The following is a 20,567-nucleotide window of genomic DNA, read 5'->3' as shown; positions in this document are numbered from 1 at the left end:
CGGGTCACTAATCTTGCGCCATGACAACGGCATTGATTACGGGATCGACCGCGGGGATCGGCGCCGCGTTCGCACGGCGGCTGGCCGCCGACGGGCACGACCTCGTCCTGGTGGCCCGGGACACCAAGCGGCTGCGCGAGCAGGCGACCGAGCTGCACGACCGGCACGGCATCGAGGCCGAGGTGCTGACCGCGGACCTCGCTCAGGACACCGGCATCGAGTCGGTCGCCGCCCGCCTGGGCGAGCGCCGGAACCCCGTCGACCTGCTGATCAACAACGCCGGCTTCGGCAACAAGGGCCGTTATCTCGATGTCTCCATGGCCGACGAGCTGAAGATGCTCAAGGTGCACTGCGAGGCGGTGCTGCGCCTGACGTCGGCGGCTGTGGAGGCGATGCGGGAGCGGGGGCGCGGGGGTGTCGTCAACGTGGCGTCGGTCGCCGCCTTCGTGCCGCGCGGGACGTACGGCGCGTCCAAGGCGTGGGTCGTGCAGTTCACGCAGGGGGCGGCGCGGGATCTGGCCGGGAGCGGGGTGCGGCTGATGGCGCTGTGCCCCGGGTTCGTGCGGACCGAGTTCCATGAGCGGGCCGGGATGGGGACGGACAACATTCCGGGGTGGATGTGGCTGGACGCCGACAAGCTGGTGGCGGCGGCGCTCGGGGATCTGGCGCGGGGGAAGGTGGTGTCGATTCCGGACCCTCGGTACAAGGTGCTGCTGGGGGCGGCGAAGTTGATGCCTCGGGGGATGCTCGGTGGGATCAGCTCGAGGACGGGGCGGAAGTACGGGCCGCAGTGAGCCGAGCGGAGGAACAAGCAGTCCGAACGCCATAAAATCTTGCATGTCGGTCGTATCGGACTCGGGCGTCGGGAGGTGCCCCATGACCTTCGTGCAGCTCATCGATTGCAGGACCAGCCGTTTCGACGAGATGAACCGGCTGATGGACAGGTGGGTCGAGCAGACCAAGGGGAAGCGGACGGCGACGCACGACATCATCGGGAGCGATCGGTCCGACGCGTCGCACTTCATCGAGATCGTGGAGTTCCCGTCGTACGAGGAGGCGATGCGCAACTCCCATCTCCCCGAGACCGACCGGATCTTCCAGGAGATGGTCGCGCTCTGCGACGAGACACCGACGTTCACGGACCTGGACGTGATGCGGGACGAGCAGTTGTACGACGCCTCCGCGCGCAGGTTCTTCGAGACGCTGGGCGGCAAGGGCGAGCTGCCGCCGCTCAACGATCTGCTCGTGGAGGACTACCACGACCACGATCCGTCCAACCCGCAGGACGCCATCGGCATGGACGCGATCAGGCGCGAGGCCGAGATGTGGCGCAGCGCGTTCGACTTCTCGTTCACGATCGAGGACCAGGTCGCCCAGGGTGACCGGGTGTGCACCCGGTGGACGTGGAACGGGACGCACAAGGGCGACTTCCTCGGGATCGCCGCCACCGGCAAGAAGGTCTCCATGACCGGGACGACCATCCATCGGTTCATCCCGGAGGGGAAGATCGCCGAGGGGTGGTGGCAGTACGACCGGCTCGGGCTGATGGCTCAGCTCGGGGCCCTGGAGGGGCTGGAGCGGTAGCCCGGCGGCAACGGCGAAGGCCCGGCACCCCAAGGGTGCCGGGCCTCAGTGCTGACGTACGTCAGTGGGCGTGCCCGTGGCCGTGGCCACCGGCGGCCGCCGGCTCCTCCTCTTCCTTCTTCTCGACGACCAGGGTCTCGGTCGTGAGCAGCAGGGAGGCGATGGAGGCGGCGTTCTCCAGGGCGGAGCGGGTGACCTTGACCGGGTCGATGACGCCGGCCTTGACCAGGTCGCCGTACTCGCCGGTCGCGGCGTTGTAGCCGTTGCCCTTGTCGAGCTCGGCCACCTTGGAGACGATCACGTAGCCCTCGAGGCCGGCGTTCTCGGCGATCCAGCGCAGCGGCTCGACGGCGGCGCGGCGGACGACCGCGACACCCGTGGCCTCGTCGCCGGACTTGCCGAGGTTGCCCTCCAGGACCTTCACCGCGTGGACGAGCGCGGAGCCACCACCGGAGACGATGCCCTCCTCGACCGCGGCGCGGGTCGCGGAGATGGCGTCCTCCAGACGGTGCTTCTTCTCCTTCAGCTCCACCTCGGTGGCGGCGCCGACCTTGATCACGCACACGCCGCCGGCCAGCTTCGCCAGGCGCTCCTGGAGCTTCTCCCGGTCCCAGTCGGAGTCGGTGTTCTCGATCTCGGCCTTGATCTGGGCGACGCGGCCCTGGACGTCGTCGGCCTTGCCGGCGCCGTCGACGATGGTCGTGTCGTCCTTGGTGACCGTGACGCGGCGGGCGGTGCCCAGCACGTCCAGACCGGCCTGGTCGAGCTTGAGGCCGACCTCCTCGGAGATGACCGTGGCGCCGGTGAGGACCGCCATGTCCTGCAGCATCGCCTTGCGGCGGTCGCCGAAGCCGGGGGCCTTGACCGCGACCGCGTTGAAGGTGCCGCGGATCTTGTTGACGACCAGGGTCGACAGGGCCTCGCCCTCGACGTCCTCGGCGATGATCAGCAGCGGCTTGGAGGAGCCGGCCTGGATGACCTTCTCGAGCAGCGGCAGCAGGTCCTGGATGGAGGAGATCTTGCCCTGGTTGATGAGGATGTACGGGTCGTCGAGGACGGCTTCCATACGCTCCTGGTCGGACACCATGTACGGCGACAGGTAGCCCTTGTCGAAGGCCATGCCCTCGGTGAAGTCCAGCTCCAGACCGAAGGTGTTGGACTCCTCGACGGTGATGACACCGTCCTTGCCGACCTTGTCCATCGCCTCGGCGATCAGCTCGCCGACCTGCTGGTCCTGGGCGGACAGCGCGGCCACGGCGGCGATGTCGGACTTCTCGTCGATCGGGCGGGCGGAGGCCAGCAGGTCCTCGGAGACGGCCGCGACGGCGGCGTCGATGCCCTTCTTGAGCGCGGCCGGGGAGGCGCCCGCGGCGACGTTCTTCAGGCCCTCGCGGACCAGCGCCTGGGCGAGCACGGTGGCGGTGGTCGTACCGTCACCCGCGATGTCGTTGGTCTTGGTCGCCACCTCCTTCACCAGCTGGGCGCCGAGGTTCTCGTACGGGTCCTCGACCTCGACCTCGCGGGCGATGGTGACGCCGTCGTTGGTGATGGTGGGCGCGCCGAACTTCTTGTCGATGACGACGTTGCGGCCCTTGGGGCCGATCGTCACCTTGACCGTGTCGGCCAGCTTGTTGACGCCGCGCTCGAGGGCGCGACGGGCGTCCTCGTCGAACTTCAGGATCTTCGCCATGACAGCGGGAGCCCTCTCGGAATCTGTGGGTTCAAAAAGACACTGCGCCCCGGGCGCCCGGCTTCTTTGACTGGTCGCGGGGGCCAGGGGCGCAGCTCAAAAACTCTGAGGTGGTCTTACTTCTCGATGATCGCGAGCACGTCGCGAGCCGAGAGGACGAGGTACTCCTCGCCGTTGTACTTCACCTCGGTGCCGCCGTACTTGCTGTACAGCACGATGTCGCCGGTCTTGACGTCGAGCGGCAGGCGCTCGCCGTTCTCGAAGCGGCCCGGGCCCACGGCCAGGACGACGCCCTCCTGGGGCTTCTCCTTGGCGGTGTCCGGGATGACCAGGCCAGAGGCCGTGGTCTGCTCGGCGTCCAGCGGCTGGACCACGATGCGGTCCTCGAGCGGCTTGATGGCAACCTTGGAGCTGGCGGTCGTCACGATCCGACCTCCCCCTTCGGAGATCTCACGGGGTTAACTGTCTGAGGTGGCGACCAGGTCGATCCGTCGTCGCGGGTGCCGGACCTGCCCGTCGCGTGGTTGGCACTCTCATCTGCCGAGTGCCAGAGCCGAGACTATGACCGCGATTAGCACTCGGTCAAGCGGACTGCTAATTCACTGCGCGTCCGCTGCGCTCGCCGAGCCGGCCCGCGCCGGAAATTCCCCTCAGACGTAATCCTCCAACCGGCCCACCGTCAGCCCCCGCCCCTGGATCTCCCGAAGCAACCTCGTCGTCCGCTCCCGCAGGCTCAGTCCGGTCGGCTCGCTCGACGGGACGGAGATGATGTCGCCGGCGCGCAGTCGGCGGGGGCCCTTCGCGTACGTCAGTTCGCCGTCGCCCTCCACCGCCGCCCGCCACAGCACGACCGCCGTCACGCCGCAGTGGGCCGCGGCGCGGAGCGTGGTGGTGTCGTACGTGCCGTAGGGCGGGCGGAAGAGGCGGGGGCGTACGCCGAAACGGGCGCGGAGTTTGCTCTGCTGGCCGCAGATCTCGGCGCGCTGGCCGGCGTACGGCAGACCGCGCAGGGCGGCGTGGTCGAGGGTGTGGTTCTGGATCGACGCGCCGACCGCGCGCAGCCGCGCGAAGTGGCCGTAGCCCGGGCCGACGACGCTGTCCGTGAGGAACATGCTGACGGGCAGCCGTAGCTCTCGGACCATGTCGACGAAGCGGGGGTCCTTCTCGGCGCCGTCGTCGTAGGTGAGGAAGACGACCTTGTCGCGGGTGGGGACGCGGTGCACGACCGGCAGCGGAGTGCCGGCCGGGCGCGCCGGCCTGCGGGCCGGCGGGGACGGCGGCGCGGGCAGCGGGTCGGTCAGGCCCCAGTGGCGGTACGGCTGGGAGGTGTGCGTCGGGTTCTTCGCCGAGCGCGCCGCATGCCCGCCCGGTCCGCCGCGCGGGTCGGGCGGACCGGCGCACCCGGCGAGCAGGGCGGACGCCAGGGCCGTGGCCGCCAGCGCCCGCGCCCCGGGCGCCGACCTCACAGGTAGTCCTCCAGCCGGGCCACCGCGTACCCCTCGGCCGTCACCTTGTTCAGGAACCGGCGGATCATGTCGGGCATTGTGCCCTTCCAGTCGTCCCGGCCCCGGAAATGAGTGAGCACGATGTCACCCGGTCGGATCTTCCGGTCCCACTCGCGGTAGTCCCAGCGGTCGACGAAGACCTCCTCGTTCCACAGCGGGACGTACTTGATGCCGCAGGACTTCGCGGCACGCAGGGTGTCCCGGTTGTAGTTGCCGAAGGGCGGGCGGAACAGCAGCGGGCGTTTGCCGTAGCGCTCCTCGATGACCTCCTGCATGCCGCAGATCTCGATCTGCTGGCGGCGGTAGGACAGGGCCGGGAGGTAGGGGTGGTGGAGGGTGTGGTTGTTCAGGACCACGCCGCCGCGCTGCATCCGCCCGAAGTAGCCGTAGTCCTCCTTGATCAGGTAGTTGCTGAGGAAGGCGGTGTAGGGCACCTGCAGGTCGTCCATCATCCGCAGGAACGCCGGGTCCTTCTCGGCGCCGTCGTCGATGGTGAGGAAGACGACCCGCTGTCTGGTCGGGATGGTCGTGAAGACGGGGGGCAGGCCGAGTTCCCGGTGGCCGGCGACCTCGAAGCCCTTGCGGGTGGTGATCTGCGGCTTCTTGGCCGGGGGTGGCGGGGGTGTGAGCGGTACGCCGTCCAGGCGCCAGCGTCTGGCGGCGGCGATCCGGGCGGCGCGGGCCTCGTGGGCGGAGCGGAACTTCCTGGCCGGTGGTTCCGGGGTGACGCCCGGGGGCGGTGCCTTGAGGGGGTGACGGCCGGGGGTGGGGCCCTCGGCCTCGGTCGCGCCGCCGGGCCCGGAGCCGGCCACTCCGCCCTGCGCGCAGCCGGAGGCGATGGCCGCGACGGCGAGCACGGTGAGGACGCCGTGAACGCGCGCACGCAGGACGGTGCGCCGGCGATACCGCACTGCCGCCGCCCCATTTCCGATCATTTTGTCATTTTGTACTACTAGTCGCATGGAGCCGGATCCTGGCAGGCCACCGCCCCGAAGCCGGGCCGACACCGCCGCAGCAGGCGAACCATCCACCGACTGGCCGACAATGACCCGGTGAACGACGACCTCGGCTCCCTGACCTCCCTCCGCACCCCCGAGGGCCGCGCCCTCCTCGACGCCGTCCGGGACACCGACCCCGCCGACGAGCTGGCCGTCGCCACCAGGCTGCGCCGCGAGCACCCCGCCGAGCTGGTGTCGGCGGCGCTCGGGCAGGCGCGGCTGCGGCAGCGGGCGGCGGCGAAGTTCGGGGCGGCGGACGCGGGGCGGATGTTCTTCACGCCGCACGGGGTGGAGCAGTCGACGCGGGCGAGTGTCGCGACGTACCGGGCGGAGCGCCTGCGGGATCTGGGCGTCACCTCGGTCGCCGACCTGTGCTGCGGGATCGGGGGCGACGCGATCGCGTTGGCGCGGGCCGGGATCCGGGTGCTGGCGGTGGACCGGGATCCGGTGACCGCGGCGGTGGCGCGGGCGAACATGGCGGGCCTCGGGCTCGCCGACCTCGTCGAGGTGCGGGAGGCGGATGTCACCGAGGTGGACACCGCCGGCTGCGACGCCGTGTTCGTCGATCCCGCCCGGCGGGGCGGCCGCGGCAGGATCTTCGATCCCGAGGCGTACTCGCCGCCGCTGTCGTGGGCCGTGGAGGCCGCCCGCAAGGCGCCGCGCGCCGCGCTGAAGATCGCGCCCGGGATCCCCCACGAGGCGATCCCGGACGACGCCGAGGCCGAGTGGATCTCGGACGGCGGGGACGTGAAGGAGGCGGTGCTGTGGTTCGGCACCGATCCCGGCGCGGTGCGGGCCACCCTGCTGCCTGGCCCGCGCTCACTGCTCTCGCGCGGCCTCCCCGACCCGCAGGTCCGGCCCGTCGGGCGGTACTTGTACGAGCCCGACGGCGCCGTCATCCGCGCCCATCTGGTCGCCGAGGTCGCCGACCGGCTGGACGGCGGGCTGATCGACGCGACGATCGCGTACGTCACGGCGGACGAGCTGCGGGCGACGGAGTACGCGACGGCCTACGAGATCACCGACCAACTCCCCTTCAACGTCAAGAAGCTGAAGGCGCTGCTGCGGGAGCGGGAGGTGGGTGTCCTCACCGTCAAGAAACGGGGCTCCGCCGTCGAGCCGGAGGAGCTGCGCAGGAAGGTCAAGCCGCAGGGGCCGGGCTCGGCGACGGTGTTTCTGACCCGGGTGGCGGGGGCGCCGACGATGCTGGTCGGGCGGCCCGCGTAGTCACGCCCCCTCGGCCGCCGCCGCCCGCTTCAGCAGCAGCTCCCGCTCCCGCTCGTTGCGGGTCAGCGCCGCCGCCCGCTCGAACTCCGCGCGCGCCTGCGCCGTACGGCCGAGGCGCAGCAGCAGGTCGCCGCGCACGCTCGGCAGCAAGTGGTAGTCCCGCAGGGCCGGTTCGGCGGCGATCGCGTCGACGATCTCCAGGGCCGGCCCCGGGCCCTCGGCCATCGACACGGCGACCGCGCGGTTCAGCTCGACCACCGGGGAGGGGGACCGGGCGGCCAGGAGGCCGTACAGCGTCGCGATGGCCTTCCAGTCGGTCTCCTCGTACGTGTACGCGTGCGCGTGGCAGGCGGCGATCGCGGCCTGGAGGGCGTACGGGCCGGGGGCGCCCGTGGCCGTGGCGTCGGCGCGGGACAGGGCCGTGATGCCGCGGGCGATGAGCATGCGGTTCCAGCGGCTGCGGTTCTGGTCCTTGAGGAGGACCGGTTCGCCGGACGGGCCGGTGCGGGCCGCCGTGCGGGAGGCCTGGAACTCCAGCAGGGCCGTCAGGCCGTGCACCTCCGGCTCCTTCGGCATCAGTCCCGACAGCACGCGGGCCAGGCGCAGCGCGTCCTCGCACAGGGCCGGGCGCAGCAGGTCGTCGCCGGCCGTGGCGGCGTAACCCTCGTTGAAGATCAGGTAGATGACGTCGAGGACCGAGCCGAGGCGGGCCTCGCGGTCGGGGCCGTACGGGACCTCGAAGGCGACGTTCCTGGCGGCGAGCGTGCGCTTGGCGCGGACGATGCGCTGGGCGACGGTCGCCTCCGGCACCAGGAACGCACGGGCGATCTCCGGTGTGCTCAGGCCGCCGAGCAGGCGCAGGGTGAGCGCGATGCGGGCCTGCGGCGAGAGCACCGGGTGGCAGGTGGTGAAGACCAGGCGGAGCAGGTCGTCGTCGATGTCGTCGGGGTCGGAGGGCTCCTCAGGGGGTGCCGTCGTCTCCAGGTCGCGGCCGATCTCGGCGAGCTTGCGGGCGTAGTTCTCGCGGCGGCGGATCAGGTCCACGGCACGGTGCTTGGCGGCGGCCATGAGCCAGGCGCCGGGGTTGTCCGGGACGCCGTCGCGCGGCCACTGCTCCAGGGCTGCGACCAGCGCGTCCTGTGCGAGTTCCTCGGCGATGCCGACGTCGCGGACCATGCGGGTGACGGTGGCGATGACGCGCGGGGACTCGATGCGGAAGACGGTCTCGACGGTGGCGGCCAGGGCGGCGCGGCCGGGGTCTGCGGCGGGCTGGGGCTGCGGTTCCACAGCCCACCATCAGACACCCCGTGCGGCGACGGTGCCAAAGAAGGCCGCTCAGCCCTCCACGACCTCCCGCAGCTCGCAGGTCATGGTCCAGTGCTCCTCGTGGATCTTCAGGAACCGCTTGGTCCACTCGATCGCCTCGGCCCGGTCCTTGCACTGCATGAGCGCGTATCCGCCGATGACCTCCTTGGCCTCGGTGAACGGCCCGTCGGTCACGGAAATCCGTCCGCCCTCGTAGTGCACCCGGGTGCCCTGGGCGGTCGGGGTCAGCCCGGCGGTGTCGAGCAGGACGCCCGCCTTCGTCATCTCCTCGATCAGCTCGCCCATCCGCTGCATCAGCTCGTCGCTGGGTCCCTTGGCGGCGGCGGACTCGTCGACACGGATCATGGAGAGGTAGCGCGGCATGGTGACTCCTCGGGTTCGGTGACCGGTCCTTCCCGGCCTCTCACCCCTGCGTCGAACGGGAGACACCCGCATCGACACGCTCCCCGGATTTCTTCGAATTCCTTCGGAGAGTTCTCTCCGGTCGGCGCCGACCTGCCCGTCAGCGCAGTGACTCCCACAGCTCCCGCGCCTCGGGCTCCTGGGCCACCACCCGGTTGCGGTCCGACGGGGCCGGCAGCACCGGCATGGTCACCGTCTTCGCCGTGTCCGACGACAGGCCCTGCAGGCTCTGTCCGAGCGACATCAGCTCGCTCAGGGAGTCCAGGCCCGTGTCGGTGGTGAGGCTGCTCGTCACCGCGTCGGCCACGCGGTAGAGCCGGGCGGGGTCGGTGAGGAGGCTGGTGGCGGAGATCTGGTCCAGCAGGGCCTTCACCAGCCTGTGTTGCAGGCCTATGCGGCCGAGGTCGCTGCCGTCGCCTATGCCGTGCCGGGTGCGGGCCAGGGCCAGGGCCTGCTCGCCGTCCAGGTGGTGGGTGCCGGCCGCGAGGCGGAGGTGGCTGTCCTCGTCGTCGATGTCCTCGTCCGTCGTGACGGTGACGCCGCCCAGCGCGTCCACCAGCTTCGCGAAGCCCGAGAAGTCGATCTCGAGGTAGTGGTCCATGCGGATGTCCGTGAGCGACTCGACCGTCTTCACCGCGCAGACCGGGCCGCCGACGGCGTACGCGCTGTTGAACATCGTGCCGTACGCCACCCGTGTCGAACCGCCCGACGGCAGCGGGCAGGACGGGCGGGTGACGAGGGTGTCGCGCGGGATGCTGACGATCGTCGCCCCGGTGCGGCCGGCGTCGACGTGGACCACCATCGCCGTGTCCGAGCGGGCGCCGGTGCTGCTGCCGCCGCCGAGCTCCTGGTTCTCCTCGCCGCTGCGCGAGTCGGAGCCCAGGACCAGGATGTTCAGGGACTGAGTGGGCAGCGGGGACGAGGAGGCCGACGGCGACGGGGCCGGGACCTCCTTCGGGGGGCGGTCGTCGCCGAGCGCGTTGTCGATGTCGACGCTCTTGATGTTGGCGTTCAGATGCCATAAGGCCCAGCCGGCCGCGCCCACGCCCAGCACCAGGGCGCCCGCCAGGACGAGGCCGGCGGTCTTCAGCGCTGCCGACCGCCGGCCCGTCCGTCTGCCCTCGTCCCCGTTCTCGTCTCGTCCCGTCACGGGAAGGAACGTAAGTCCGAATTATTACGGGCAGGAACACCGGAACGGCTTTTCTTCGGAAAATCTCAGACTTCTCAGCCCAGGGACAGCACGAGGGTTCGAAAGTTTCGGCCTAACAACCGATCAGCTTCGGTGGCAGTGCGCGGCACCCCGCTAAACCGCCGGAGGCTCCGCCGTGCTGCTGCGCACCACCAGGCTCGTGGCCAGCTCCACCCGTGTGGCCGCCGGTGTCCCCTCCTCCCGCGCCAGGTCCAGGACCAGCTTCGCCGCCGCCTCCGCCATCTCCGTCAGCGGCTGCCGTACGGTCGTCAGCGGCGGCCCCACCCAGCGCGCGACCGGCAGATCGTCGAAGCCGACCACGCTCAGGTCCTCCGGGATCCGCAGCCCCAGCTCGCGCGCGGCCTCGTACAGCCCGAGCGCCTGCAGGTCGTTGCCGGCGAAGACGGCGGTGGGCCGGTCCGGGCGGCGCAGCAGCTCCAGGCCCTGCCGGTAGCCGGTCTCGTGGTGGAAGTCGCCGGGCCGCACGAGGTCGGAGTCGACGGGGAGCCCGGCGGTCTCCAGGGCGGCGCGGTAGCCGTCGACGCGGGCGCGGCTGCACATCATCCGGGACGGTCCGGTGATCGCGCCGATCCTGCGGTGGCCCAGCTCGACCAGGTGCCGGGTGGCGGCGAGCCCGCCCTGCCAGTTGGTCGCGCCGATGGACGGCACGTCGGCGCCCGGGTCGCCCGCCGGGTCCATGACCACGAACGGGATCGACCGGCTGGTCAGCAGGGCGCGCTGGGACTCGTCGAGGCCGGAGAGGACGAGGACCACGCCGTGCGGGCGGCGGGCGGCGACCTGGTCGGCCCAGGTCCGCCCCGGGGTCAGCCGTCCCGCGCTCTCGCTGAGCACCACGCTCAGCCCGGCGTCCCGGGCGACGTTCTCCACCCCCCGGATGACCTCCATCGCCCACGCGCTCTCCAGCTCGTGGAAGACCAGGTCGATCAGCGGCGAGCGGCTGGCCTCGGCACGCCGTCGGCGGTAGCCGTGGGCGCGCAGCAGCTCCTCGACGCGGGCGCGGGTGGCCGGGGCGACGTCGGCGCGTCCGTTGAGGACCTTCGAAACAGTCGGCGCGGAGACGCCGGCCTCGCGGGCGATCTCGGCGAGGGTCGCGGTCTGCGCGGACCGGCCGGTCGTCGGCGCCGCCGTCGTGGCGGTCGTGCGGGTCTGCGACGTCGCCGACCGGTTCTCCGACTGTGTCGTCCGGGTTTCCGACTTTGGCGTCCGGGTTTCAGCGGGCTCACGGGCTGTCATGGCGGCGATCGTATCCCTGCGCGACCTCTTGACGAACCCTTCTCACCGGCCCTAGGTTCCCGGAACATTCGAGGTGAACAACGAAACATTCGCGAGTGGGCCATCGCCCCGACAGGAGTTTCATGACCACCGCCCCCTGGCGCGACCCCGCCCTGCCCGCCGCCGCCCGCGTCGACGACCTCCTCTCCCGGATGACCCTTCAGGAGAAGACCGCCCAGTTGTACGGCGTGTGGGTGGGCGCCGCCACGGACGGTGAGGGAGTCGCCCCGCACCAGCACGACATGACCGCCGACTACGACTTCGCCGAGCTGATCACCCACGGTCTGGGTCAGCTCACCCGTTCCTTCGGCACCGCCCCCGTGGACCCGGCGCTGGGCGCGCGCGCACTGGCCCGCGCCCAGCGCCGCATCACCGAGGCGGGCCGCTTCGGCATCCCCGCGGTGGCCCACGAGGAGTGCCTGGCCGGCTTCACGGCCTGGCAGGCCACGGCCTACCCGGTCCCACTGGCGTGGGGGGCCACCTTCGATCCCCCGCTGGTCGAGGAGATGGCCCGCCGCATCGGCGAGGACCTGCGCTCGGTCGGCGTCCACCAGGGCCTGGCACCGGTCCTGGACGTCGTACGCGATCCGCGCTGGGGCCGGGTCGAGGAGACCGTCGGCGAGGACCCGTACCTGACCGGCACGATCGCCACGGCCTACGTCCGGGGCCTGGAGTCGGCCGGAGTCGTCGCCACCCTCAAGCACTTCGCCGGATACGCGTCGTCGGCGGGCGCACGCAACCTCGCGCCGGTGCGGGCGGGCGTACGGGAGTTCGCGGACATCACGCTCCCGCCGTTCGAGATGGCGCTGCGCGAGGGCGGGGCGCGGTCGGTGATGGCGGCGTACAACGAGACGGACGGCGTGCCGGCCTCCGCCGACCCGGCCCTGCTCACCGAACTCCTGCGCGAGCAGTGGGGCTTCACGGGAACGGTCGTGGCCGACTACTTCGGCGTCGACTTCCTGCAGACCCTGCACCGCGTCGCCGGCACCCCCGCCGAGGCCGCGCACGCGGCGCTGGCCGCCGGTCTCGACGTGGAGCTGCCGACGCTGAAGTGCTACGGAGAGCCGCTGCTGGAGGCGGTACGGGCAGGTGAGGTACCGGAGGAGCTGGTGGACCGCGCGGCCCGCAGGGTCCTGCTCCAGAAGTGCGAGCTGGGCCTGCTGGACGAGAACTGGACTCCGGAGCCGCCGACCACGCCCATCGACCTGGACTCCCCCGCGAACCGCGCGCTGGCCCGCCGCCTGGCCGAGGAGTCCGTGGTCCTGCTGGACAACCCGGACGGCGTCCTGCCCCTGCCCCCCGACACCCGTATCGCGGTCGTCGGCCCCCGCGCGGCGGACGCCCTGGCCATGCTCGGCTGCTACTCCTTCCCGTCCCACGTCCTCACGCACCACCCCGAGGTACCGATGGGCATCGAGATCCCCACGGTCCTGGAGTCGCTGCGCGTCGAACTCCCCGACGCCAAGGTGACCTTCGCCGAGGGCTGCGGAGTCTCGGACCCGGACACGGCCGGCTTCGAGGAGGCGGTGGCCCGCACGTCGGAGGCGGACGTGTGCCTGGCGGTACTGGGCGACCGGGCGGGGCTGTTCGGCCGGGGGACGTCGGGCGAGGGCTGCGACGTGACGGATCTGCGGCTGCCCGGCGTCCAGGCGGAGCTGCTGGACGCGCTGGTGGCGACCGGCGTCCCGGTGGTGCTGGTCCTGCTCACCGGCCGCCCCTACGCCCTGGGCCGCTGGCACGGGCGGCTCGCGGCGGTGGTCCAGGCGTTCTTCCCCGGGGAGGAGGGCGGCCCGGCGGTGGCGGGAGTGCTGTCGGGCCGCGTGAACCCGTCGGGGCGGTTGCCGGTGAGTGTGCCGCGGGTGGCCGGGGGGCAGCCGTGGACGTATCTGCAGCCGCCGTTGGGGCTGGCGGGGGAGGTCAGCAATCTGGATCCGACGCCGTTGTACGCGTTCGGGCACGGGGGGTCGTACACGTCGTTCGCGTGGGAGAACCCCACGGCTCCGGCGGCGGAGATCGGCACGGACGGGTCGTACGACGTGTCGGTGACGGTCCGGAACACGGGTGATCGGGCCGGGGCGGAGGTCGTGCAGCTCTATCTGCACGATCCGGTGGCGTCGGTGACCCGGCCCGATGTGCGGTTGATCGGCTACCAGCGGGTGGAGCTGGAGGCGGGCGAGGCGCGGCGGGTGACCTTCCGCTTCCACGCGGACCTGTCGGGGTTCACCGACCGGTCGGGGCGCCGGATCGTGGAACCGGGGGTTCTGGAGCTGCGGCTGGGGACGTCCAGTGCGGACGTACGGCATACGGCACGGCTGAACCTCACCGGGCCGGTACGGGAGCTGGGGCCGGACCGGAAGCTGCGGTGCGAGGCGGAGGTGTCGAGGTGACGTCCTCGACTCACACCTCGTCCGCCGGCTCGAGCCCCACCGACTCGAACCGCCACCGATGCACCGCCCGGGTCACCAACTCCCCCTCCGGCTCGGGAAGCTCCGGCAGCTCGGCGTCGAGCCCTGCGTCCCACCACGTGATGACGAGCACCCGGTCCTGCGGCGCCCGCAACGTCTCCCGCCGCAGCGGCCGTACCGCCAGCTCCTGCGCCCGGGCCCACGCGAGCAGTTCCTCCCCCCGTCCGGGAACCGCCCGCGCCTCCCACATCAACGCGACCGTCACGAGTACAGGTTCTCCTTGCTGACCTCGTGCACATGGTCGTGGTTGCCCGGCACATGAGGGTCCGTCACCGGCAGTGAGGAGTCCGCCGACAGGTCCCAGCCAGACGCCGACCGGCCCCGCGCCACCATCTCCGCGCCCAGCGCCGCCACCATCGCCCCGTTGTCCGTGCACAGCTTGGGCCGCGGCACTCGGAGTTGGATGCCGGCCGCCTCGCAGCGGTGCCGCGCCAGCTCCCGCAGCCGGGAGTTCGCCGCCACGCCGCCGCCGATCATCAGGTGGTCGACGCCCTCGTCCTTGCAGGCGCGCACCGCCTTGCGGGTCAGCACATCCACGACCGCCTCCTGGAAGGAAGCCGCCACGTCACGCACCGGCACTTCCTCCCCCGCCGCCCGCTTGGCCTCGATCCAGCGGGCCACCGCCGTCTTCAGGCCGGAGAAGGAGAAGTCGTACGCCGGATCGCGCGGCCCCGTCAGCCCGCGCGGGAACGCGATCGCCTCCGCGTCGCCCTCCTTCGCGTACCGGTCGATGACCGGACCGCCGGGGAAGCCCAGGTTCAGCACCCGGGCGATCTTGTCGAAGGCCTCGCCCGCCGCGTCGTCGATGGTCGCGCCCATCGGACGGACGTCGGAGGTGATGTCCGACGAGAGCAGGAGCGAGGAGTGGCCGCCGCTCACCAGCAGCGCCATCGTCGGCTCTGGCAGCGCGCCGTGTTCGAGCTGGTCCACGCAGATGTGGGAGGCGAGGTGGTTGACGCCGTAGAGCGGCTTGCCCAGCGCGTAGGCGTATGCCTTCGCCGCCGACACGCCGACCAGCAGCGCGCCCGCGAGGCCCGGACCGGCGGTCACCGCGATGCCGTCGAGGTCGCGGGCGCTCACCCCGGCCTCCTTCAGCGCGCGTTCGATGGTCGGCACCATCGCCTCCAGGTGCGCCCGGGAGGCGACCTCCGGCACCACACCGCCGAAGCGGGCGTGCTCGTCGACGCTGGAGGCGACGGCGTCGGCGAGCAGCGTGGTGCCGCGGACGATGCCGACGCCGGTCTCGTCACAGGAGGTCTCGATACCGAGGACGAGGGGAACGTCCCGCGAGTCAGCCATTGATCTCGGTTCCTTGTACGGAGTTCTCAGGGGCGGTCAGTCGCATCACCAGGGCGTCCACGTTCCCCGGCTGGTAGTAGCCGCGCCGGAAGCCGATGGCCTCGAAGCCGAAGCGCTCGTACAGCTTCTGCGCGCGGACGTTGTCCACGCGGCACTCCAGCATCACTTCGGCGCACTCGAAGTCGGTGGCGGCGCGCAGCAGTTCGGTCAGGAGCCGGCCGCCGAGTCCGGTGCCCCAGTGGTCGCGGGCGACGGCGATGGTCTGGATGTCGGCCAGGTCTCCCGAGGCGGCGAGGCCGGCGTAGCCGACGATCCGCCCGCCGTCCTCGGCCACGACATAGCGGCGGGTCGCCTCGGGCCCCCGGGAGTGGGCCAGCTCGGACCAGAACATGCCCCGGGACCAGGCGTCCTCGGGGAAGAGGTCTTTCTCCAGCTCCAGCACGGCGTCGATGTCCCACCAGCGCAGCTCGCGCAGCACCGCTTGCACCTGTGTCACTTGGGGGTGACCACCTTGTAGTTCTTGGGGACCTGGGCGTCGGGGCGGCGCAGGTACAGCGGCCGGGGCGCGGGGAGTTCCGCGCCGGCGGCCAGCTTCTCGGCGGCCAGCCCCGCGAGCGCCGCCGCCGACACATGCTCGGGCTCGTGGGCGTGCGGGAAGGCGTCGGGGTAGAGCAGCGCGCCCGCGCCCACGGCCGGCACTCCGGCGACCTGGTCGGCGATGTCGGCGGGCCGGTCGACGGCCGGGTCGGTCAGCCGGGTGCGGGAGTCGGCGTACCGCGCCCAGTAGACCTCCTTGCGCCGGGCGTCGGTCGCCACGACGAACGGGCCCTTCTCGATGTCGGCTGCGTAGGCGAGTGCGTCCAGCGTGCACAGGCCGTGCACGGGGACGCCGAGGGCGAGGGCGAAGGTGTCGGCGGTCATCAGGCCGACGCGCAGCCCGGTGTAGGGGCCGGGTCCGATGCCTACGACGATGCCGGTGACGGCGTCGAGCTTCACACCGGCCTCGGTGAGGACGCGGTCGACGGCCGGCAGCAGCAGCTCGCCGTGACGGCGCGCGTCCACCTGGGTCGACGAGGCGATGACGTCCGTGCCGTCGTGCAGCGCGACGGTGACGGCGGGGGTGGCGGTATCCAGAGCGAGCAAGAGCACGCAAACAGCCTACGGCGCCCGCGCCCCGGGAAGCGCCGCCCCGGTCGGGCGTCCGGCGGCTGCTACGGTCGGCCTTGATCACGACATTCGACGATCACGGCACATGACGCGAACGCTGAGGTGGGCGACGGTGGCAGGCAGCAGCTCCGGTTTTGTGGTGGGGCTGACCACGGCCGCCCTCGCGACCGTCGGCTTCCTCGCCTTCCAGGCCTCGGCGACCGTCCCGGCCGACCTGGCCAGGCAGCGCGCCGACCGCTCGTCCGAGGTGAGTGCGTCCAAGGCGCCGCGCGACCGCAAGGACCCCGACGCGCTGCCGGCCGGGTCCGGCACCGGGCAGCGGGTCGTGTACTCCGTGGACGACGACCGGGTGTGGCTGGTCGACGAGGCCGGCGAGGTCAAGCGGACGTTCCGCGTCACCCCCGGATCGGTGGACCCGCCGCCCGGCGCGTACGCGGTCACCTCCCGCTCCAACGCGGTCACCGGCACCGACGGCATGCCCGTCGAGCACGTCGTCCGCTTCGCCACCGTGGACGGTGTCACCGTCGGCTTCAGCGCCCCCGCCAAGGGCGCGACGCCGAACCCCGCCCCGAGCATGCGCACGGGCGGCATCCGCGAGTCCCGCCCGGACGGCGACGCGATGTGGGACTTCGCGACGATCGGCCGGTCGGTCGTGGTGATCCGCTGAATAGACGGCTCAGCAACGCCCTGAAGAGGCGCGGGGCTGTGTCGATGTGCGGCTCCGCCGCGTCGGCGCGACCAGCCACGACGGCGCCGCGGTCGAACGGCGGCCCATCGCGGCACGTCCCGCGGAGCGCTACGCGGCCTCGCGCTGCCTGTGCAGCGGCTGCGCGGTCTCCGGCGCGCGTGGCGGGGTGGAGATCACGTTCGCGGCGGCGCCGGCCGCCAGCAGATCACGCATGGACACCCCGGCGACCGCCTGGGGCCGCTGCGGGGCGGTGTTCGCCGGGTTCTCCGAGTTCTCCGAGTTCTCCGGGTTCTCCGATGCCGACATGGACGCCTCCTGGGAGCCGGGGGCGGACGTAGTTAGGTACACCTAACTACGGACTGGGTACCATGTGACCACGCGCAAGACCGCGAACGCAACATCTTGCCGACGCCTTGTCGGAATGCTCGCCGACCTCAGGCGGGGATGCTGGTCCGGCTCAGGCGAGGATGTTCGCCCGACTCAGGCGGGGATGCTCGTCCAGCTCAGGCGGGGATGCTCGTCCCAGCACTGCCTCAGACGGAGATGTTCGTCCGGCTCAGGCCGACAGCACGCTCAGGTCCGCCGTCGCCCAGCGCTCCCCGAGGCCGGTCACCGTCACATGCCGTACCTCGTCCGTCGTGTCCCCGACCGCCCGGTGGATCACGACCTGGAGCCGCTCCTCCGTCAGCTCCTCGACCTTGCCCTCGCCCCACTCCACGACGATCACCGACTCGGGCAGCGAGACATCGAGGTCCAGGTCCTCCATCTCGTCCAGGCCGCCGGACAGCCGGTAGGCGTCGACGTGGACGAGCGGCGGGCCGTCGCCGAGGGACGGGTGCACGCGGGCGATCACGAAGGTCGGGGAGGTGACCGCGCCCCGCACCCCCAGCCCCTCGCCGAGCCCGCGCGTCAGCGTCGTCTTGCCGGCGCCGAGCTCCCCGCTGAGCATCACGAGGTCGCCGGCGCGCAGCAGCTTGGCGAGACGGCGGCCGAGCTCCCGCATCTGTTCGGGAGAGGTGATGGTCAGGTCGACGGTCATGGGGTCACCCGGGTTGTGCGGTGCTGCTTCCATAGCCAATAACCGTAGCCCCTGCGGGCACGGCACCCGCGCGGGTGAGCAGGTCGGCCAGACGGTCGGTGACCACTTCCGGGTGCTCCAGCATCACCAGGTGCCCGGCGTCCGGCACCAGCACCAGCTCGGCGTCCGGCAGCAGGTCGGCGATGGCCTCGCTGTGCTCGCTGGGGGTGACGAGGTCGCCCACGCCGGCCAGGACGAGCACCGGCATGTCCTCGAAAAGCGCAAGCGCCTCGGTCTTGTCGTGGTCGGCGAAGGCCGGGTAGAACTCGGCGACCACGTCGATCGGCGTGCCCTCGATCATCCGCTCGGCGAACCGGGCGACGGCCGGGTCGACGTCCCGGGACGAGAACGAGTACCGCTTGATGATCCCGGCGAACAGGTCGGCGGTGGCCCGGCGCCCCTTCTCCACCAGCTCGGCCCGCTGGCCCAGCACCTTGAGCACGCCCGGCAGCACCCGCCGCACCGCGTTCACCCCCGCGACGGGCAGCCCGAAGTTGACCTCGCCGAGCTTCCCGGACGACGTACCGACGAAGGCGGTGGCGACGACCCGGTCGCGGATCAGCTCGGGATACTGGTCGGCCAGCGCCATGACCGTCATACCGCCCATGGAGTGACCGACCAGCACGAGCGGCCCCTCGGGCGCGGCCGCGTCGATGACGGCCTTCAGATCGCGCCCGAGCTGCTCGATGTCGACGTGCTTGCCTTCCTCCGTCTGGGCGACGCCCCGCCCGGAGCGGCCGTGGCTGCGCTGGTCCCAGTGCACGGTGCGCACGACGCCCCGGAGCGCGGCGCGCTGGAAGTGCCAGGAGTCCTGGCTCAGGCAGTAGCCATGGCTGAAGACGACGGTGACGGGGGCCGGGGCCTTGCGCCCGAAGAGCCGTCGCCGGCGCGGGGTGAGGGCGGGCGCGGCCTCGGGGTCGATGTCGTCGACCTCGTAGTACAGCTCGGTGCCGTCGTCGGAGTACGCCTTGCCGGGGGTGCCGCGCAGCGAGCCGTACGGGCCCGCCGAGTCCAGGGCGAGGCGGGCCTTCTGCCGCATGCCGCGGCCCACCGTCATCCGCTCTATGGCGACGCCCGCGGCCGCGCCCGCCGCGATCACGCCTATCGCCGCACCGGCGATACCGGTCGCCCTGCGCCAGTTCGCGGCCGCCCCCGTGGCGGAGGCGACGGCCGCGACGGCCTCCACGCTGCTCTCGCTCACGTACCGCTCCTCTTCGCTGGGTGATCCCGGTGTGCCGATGGTGCGGGGCCGCGCCCCGCTACGGGTTACCCGTCTCGTTCCTCATTCACATAACCGCATTCGGACAGACGCATCACATTGCCCGCGTCACATAGCCGCATCACGAAGACGCATCACATCGACCCATCGCGTCGACACGTCACGCGTGCCCGTCACATGGCCGCATCCACGCCCGCGTCCACGTCCACGTTTCTATAGACGCGCGGAACGCGCGTTCCGATCCGGGTGACGATTTCGTACGCGATGGTCCCCGCCGCCTGCGCCCAGTCCTCGGCGGTGGGCTCACCGCGGTCGCCGGGCCCGAACAGCACGGCCTCGGCACCGGGCTCCGGCTCGTCCCCGCCCAGGTCGACGACGAACTGGTCCATCGCGATCCGCCCGGCGACCGTCCGCCACTTGCCGCCGACCAGCACGGGGCCGGCCCCCGATGCGTGCCGCGGGATGCCGTCGGCGTAGCCGAGGGGGACGAGGCCGAGGGTGGTCTCGCCCGGGGTGACATAGCCGTGGCCGTAGCTGACGCCATGGCCGCCCGGCACCTGCTTGACCAGCGCGAGGGACGCCGAGAGCGTCATCACGGGCCGCAGGCCGAAGTCGGCCGGGCTGCCCAGCTCGGGGCTGGGCGAGATGCCGTACATGGCGATCCCTGGGCGGACGAGGTCGAAGTGGCTCTCGGGGAGGGTGAGCGTGGCGGGCGAGTTGGCCAGGTGCCGCACCTCGGGTCGCGCGCCCCGTGCCTCGGCGTACGCGACCATCTCCCGGAAGCGGGACAGCTGGGCGGCGATGGACGGATGCCCCGGCTCGTCGGCGCAGGCGAAGTGCGACCAGAGCCCGGTGATCCGCAGCAGCCCGTCGGCCTCGGCGCGCAGGGCCTCCCGCACCAGCCCGGCCCAGTCCTCGCCCGGCTGGCAGCCGCCCCGCCCGAGCCCGGTGTCGGCCTTGAGCTGCACGCGCGCGGGGGTGCCGGCCTGCCGGGCGGCCTCGGTGACCTCGCGCAGCGCCCACATCCCGCCGACCGACACGTCCAGGCCGGCCTCGACGGCCTCCCGCCAGGGCCCGCCCGGCGTCCACAGCCAGCACATGATCCGGACGTCGTCGAACCCGCCGGCGGCGCGCAGCGCGAGGGCCTCCTCGGGTGTGGCCGTGCCCAGCCAGGTCGCGCCCGCCTCGACGGCCGCGCGGGCGCACGGCACCGCCCCGTGGCCGTACGCCTCCGACTTCACGACGGCCATGAAGGCCGCGCCCGGCGCGAGGGCGCGCAGGGTGCGCACATTGGCCCGCAGGGCGGCCAGATCGATCTCGGCGCGGGCTCGCAGCGGCGCGGTCCGCAGGGCTGTTGTCTCTGTCATCGCGCCCCCAGTGTCTCAGAGGGGTCCGACAGCGCCGCCGCGCAGGAGCCACGACCGCGGGCGGCGTGCG

The 20,567-nt window shown here is 72.1% G+C and carries 21 protein-coding genes; 5 read left to right on the top strand and 16 right to left on the bottom strand.

Annotated features, from left to right (window positions below):
- Positions 1–20 precede the first annotated feature (20 nt).
- Positions 21–794 carry an SDR family NAD(P)-dependent oxidoreductase gene (locus ACP4J3_RS07945; protein WP_426531823.1) on the top strand — a complete coding sequence of 258 codons (774 nt, stop codon included), beginning with the start codon at positions 21–23 and terminating at the stop codon, positions 792–794.
- Between the two features lie 82 nt (positions 795–876).
- A complete protein-coding gene (locus tag ACP4J3_RS07940) occupies positions 877–1,584 on the top strand; it encodes an ester cyclase (protein WP_426531821.1) in 708 nt (235 codons plus the stop codon).
- A 61-nt stretch (positions 1,585–1,645) separates the two neighbouring features.
- Here ACP4J3_RS07940 and groL read toward each other — a convergent pair whose 3' ends face one another.
- From groL to ACP4J3_RS07920, 4 genes are all read right to left on the bottom strand, one after another.
- Positions 1,646–3,274 (bottom strand): chaperonin GroEL, encoded by a 1,629-nt coding sequence (groL, locus tag ACP4J3_RS07935; protein WP_426531819.1) that lies wholly within the window; start codon positions 3,272–3,274, stop codon positions 1,646–1,648.
- Between the two features lie 116 nt (positions 3,275–3,390).
- Complete coding sequence (gene groES / locus ACP4J3_RS07930; protein ID WP_055493212.1) at positions 3,391–3,699, bottom strand: co-chaperone GroES; 309 nt, start codon at positions 3,697–3,699, stop codon at positions 3,391–3,393.
- 225 nt (positions 3,700–3,924) lie between these two features.
- Positions 3,925–4,740, bottom strand: a complete 816-nt coding sequence (locus ACP4J3_RS07925) for a polysaccharide deacetylase family protein (RefSeq protein ID WP_426531816.1) — start codon at positions 4,738–4,740, stop codon at positions 3,925–3,927.
- A complete protein-coding gene (locus ACP4J3_RS07920) occupies positions 4,737–5,741 on the bottom strand; it encodes a polysaccharide deacetylase family protein (protein ID WP_426531814.1) in 1,005 nt (334 codons plus the stop codon). Before ACP4J3_RS07920 ends, ACP4J3_RS07925 begins: the two co-directional genes overlap by 4 nt.
- A 90-nt stretch (positions 5,742–5,831) precedes the next feature.
- Here ACP4J3_RS07920 and ACP4J3_RS07915 point away from each other — a divergent pair, with 90 nt between their 5' ends.
- On the top strand, positions 5,832–7,004 hold the full coding sequence (locus ACP4J3_RS07915) for a class I SAM-dependent methyltransferase (RefSeq protein ID WP_426531812.1): 1,173 nt from the start codon (positions 5,832–5,834) through the stop codon (positions 7,002–7,004).
- Here ACP4J3_RS07915 and ACP4J3_RS07910 read toward each other — a convergent pair whose 3' ends face one another.
- From ACP4J3_RS07910 to ACP4J3_RS07895, 4 genes are all read right to left on the bottom strand, one after another.
- Entirely contained in the window at positions 7,005–8,291 is a 1,287-nt protein-coding gene (locus ACP4J3_RS07910; RefSeq protein ID WP_426531810.1) for an RNA polymerase sigma factor, read from the bottom strand.
- A 48-nt stretch (positions 8,292–8,339) separates the two neighbouring features.
- Positions 8,340–8,693 carry a YciI family protein gene (locus ACP4J3_RS07905; protein ID WP_426531808.1) on the bottom strand — a complete coding sequence of 118 codons (354 nt, stop codon included), beginning with the start codon at positions 8,691–8,693 and terminating at the stop codon, positions 8,340–8,342.
- 139 nt (positions 8,694–8,832) lie between these two features.
- Positions 8,833–9,882 carry an LCP family protein gene (locus ACP4J3_RS07900; protein WP_426531806.1) on the bottom strand — a complete coding sequence of 350 codons (1,050 nt, stop codon included), beginning with the start codon at positions 9,880–9,882 and terminating at the stop codon, positions 8,833–8,835.
- A 153-nt stretch (positions 9,883–10,035) separates the two neighbouring features.
- Positions 10,036–11,175, bottom strand: a complete 1,140-nt coding sequence (locus tag ACP4J3_RS07895) for a LacI family DNA-binding transcriptional regulator (RefSeq protein WP_426531804.1) — start codon at positions 11,173–11,175, stop codon at positions 10,036–10,038.
- A 122-nt stretch (positions 11,176–11,297) separates the two neighbouring features.
- On the opposite strand from ACP4J3_RS07895, the gene ACP4J3_RS07890 reads away from it, so the two are divergent.
- Positions 11,298–13,601, top strand: coding sequence for a glycoside hydrolase family 3 N-terminal domain-containing protein (locus ACP4J3_RS07890; protein WP_426531802.1), 2,304 nt, complete (start codon positions 11,298–11,300; stop codon positions 13,599–13,601).
- 10 nt (positions 13,602–13,611) lie between these two features.
- Here the strand turns inward: ACP4J3_RS07890 and ACP4J3_RS07885 are convergent, their stop codons facing one another.
- From ACP4J3_RS07885 to tsaB, 4 genes are read right to left on the bottom strand one after another with little or no spacing between them, the layout of a single operon-like run.
- Positions 13,612–13,884 (bottom strand): hypothetical protein, encoded by a 273-nt coding sequence (locus ACP4J3_RS07885; protein WP_426531800.1) that lies wholly within the window; start codon positions 13,882–13,884, stop codon positions 13,612–13,614.
- Positions 13,881–14,978, bottom strand: coding sequence for a tRNA (adenosine(37)-N6)-threonylcarbamoyltransferase complex transferase subunit TsaD (tsaD, locus tag ACP4J3_RS07880; RefSeq protein WP_426531798.1), 1,098 nt, complete (start codon positions 14,976–14,978; stop codon positions 13,881–13,883). The genes ACP4J3_RS07885 and tsaD overlap by 4 nt, the downstream gene beginning before the upstream one ends.
- Positions 14,971–15,465 carry a ribosomal protein S18-alanine N-acetyltransferase gene (gene rimI / locus ACP4J3_RS07875; RefSeq protein ID WP_426531929.1) on the bottom strand — a complete coding sequence of 165 codons (495 nt, stop codon included), beginning with the start codon at positions 15,463–15,465 and terminating at the stop codon, positions 14,971–14,973. Before rimI ends, tsaD begins: the two co-directional genes overlap by 8 nt.
- 5 nt (positions 15,466–15,470) lie before the next feature.
- Positions 15,471–16,127 (bottom strand): tRNA (adenosine(37)-N6)-threonylcarbamoyltransferase complex dimerization subunit type 1 TsaB, encoded by a 657-nt coding sequence (tsaB, locus tag ACP4J3_RS07870; RefSeq protein WP_426531796.1) that lies wholly within the window; start codon positions 16,125–16,127, stop codon positions 15,471–15,473.
- 130 nt (positions 16,128–16,257) lie between these two features.
- On the opposite strand from tsaB, the gene ACP4J3_RS07865 reads away from it, so the two are divergent.
- Positions 16,258–16,812, top strand: a complete 555-nt coding sequence (locus tag ACP4J3_RS07865) for a hypothetical protein (RefSeq protein ID WP_426531927.1) — start codon at positions 16,258–16,260, stop codon at positions 16,810–16,812.
- A gap of 129 nt (positions 16,813–16,941) precedes the next feature.
- Here ACP4J3_RS07865 and ACP4J3_RS07860 read toward each other — a convergent pair whose 3' ends face one another.
- From ACP4J3_RS07860 to alr, 4 genes are all read right to left on the bottom strand, one after another.
- The gene (locus tag ACP4J3_RS07860; RefSeq protein ID WP_426531794.1) at positions 16,942–17,139 is read right to left on the bottom strand and encodes a hypothetical protein; all 198 of its coding nucleotides are present in this window, start codon (positions 17,137–17,139) and stop codon (positions 16,942–16,944) included.
- Positions 17,140–17,389: 250 nt separating this feature from the next.
- Positions 17,390–17,911, bottom strand: coding sequence for a tRNA (adenosine(37)-N6)-threonylcarbamoyltransferase complex ATPase subunit type 1 TsaE (tsaE, locus tag ACP4J3_RS07855; protein ID WP_426531792.1), 522 nt, complete (start codon positions 17,909–17,911; stop codon positions 17,390–17,392).
- Positions 17,877–19,112 carry an alpha/beta fold hydrolase gene (locus tag ACP4J3_RS07850; protein ID WP_426531790.1) on the bottom strand — a complete coding sequence of 412 codons (1,236 nt, stop codon included), beginning with the start codon at positions 19,110–19,112 and terminating at the stop codon, positions 17,877–17,879. Before ACP4J3_RS07850 ends, tsaE begins: the two co-directional genes overlap by 35 nt.
- Before the next feature lie 191 nt (positions 19,113–19,303).
- Entirely contained in the window at positions 19,304–20,497 is a 1,194-nt protein-coding gene (gene alr / locus ACP4J3_RS07845; RefSeq protein ID WP_426531788.1) for an alanine racemase, read from the bottom strand.
- Positions 20,498–20,567 lie beyond the last annotated feature (70 nt).

The sequence above is a fragment of the Streptomyces sp. UG1 genome (assembly GCF_049974585.1).
In the GTDB taxonomy this organism is placed as follows: Bacteria; Actinomycetota; Actinomycetes; order Streptomycetales; family Streptomycetaceae; genus Streptomyces.
Note: the sequence above shows the minus strand (reverse complement) of the source record. Positions and strands in the feature narration are given on the sequence as shown.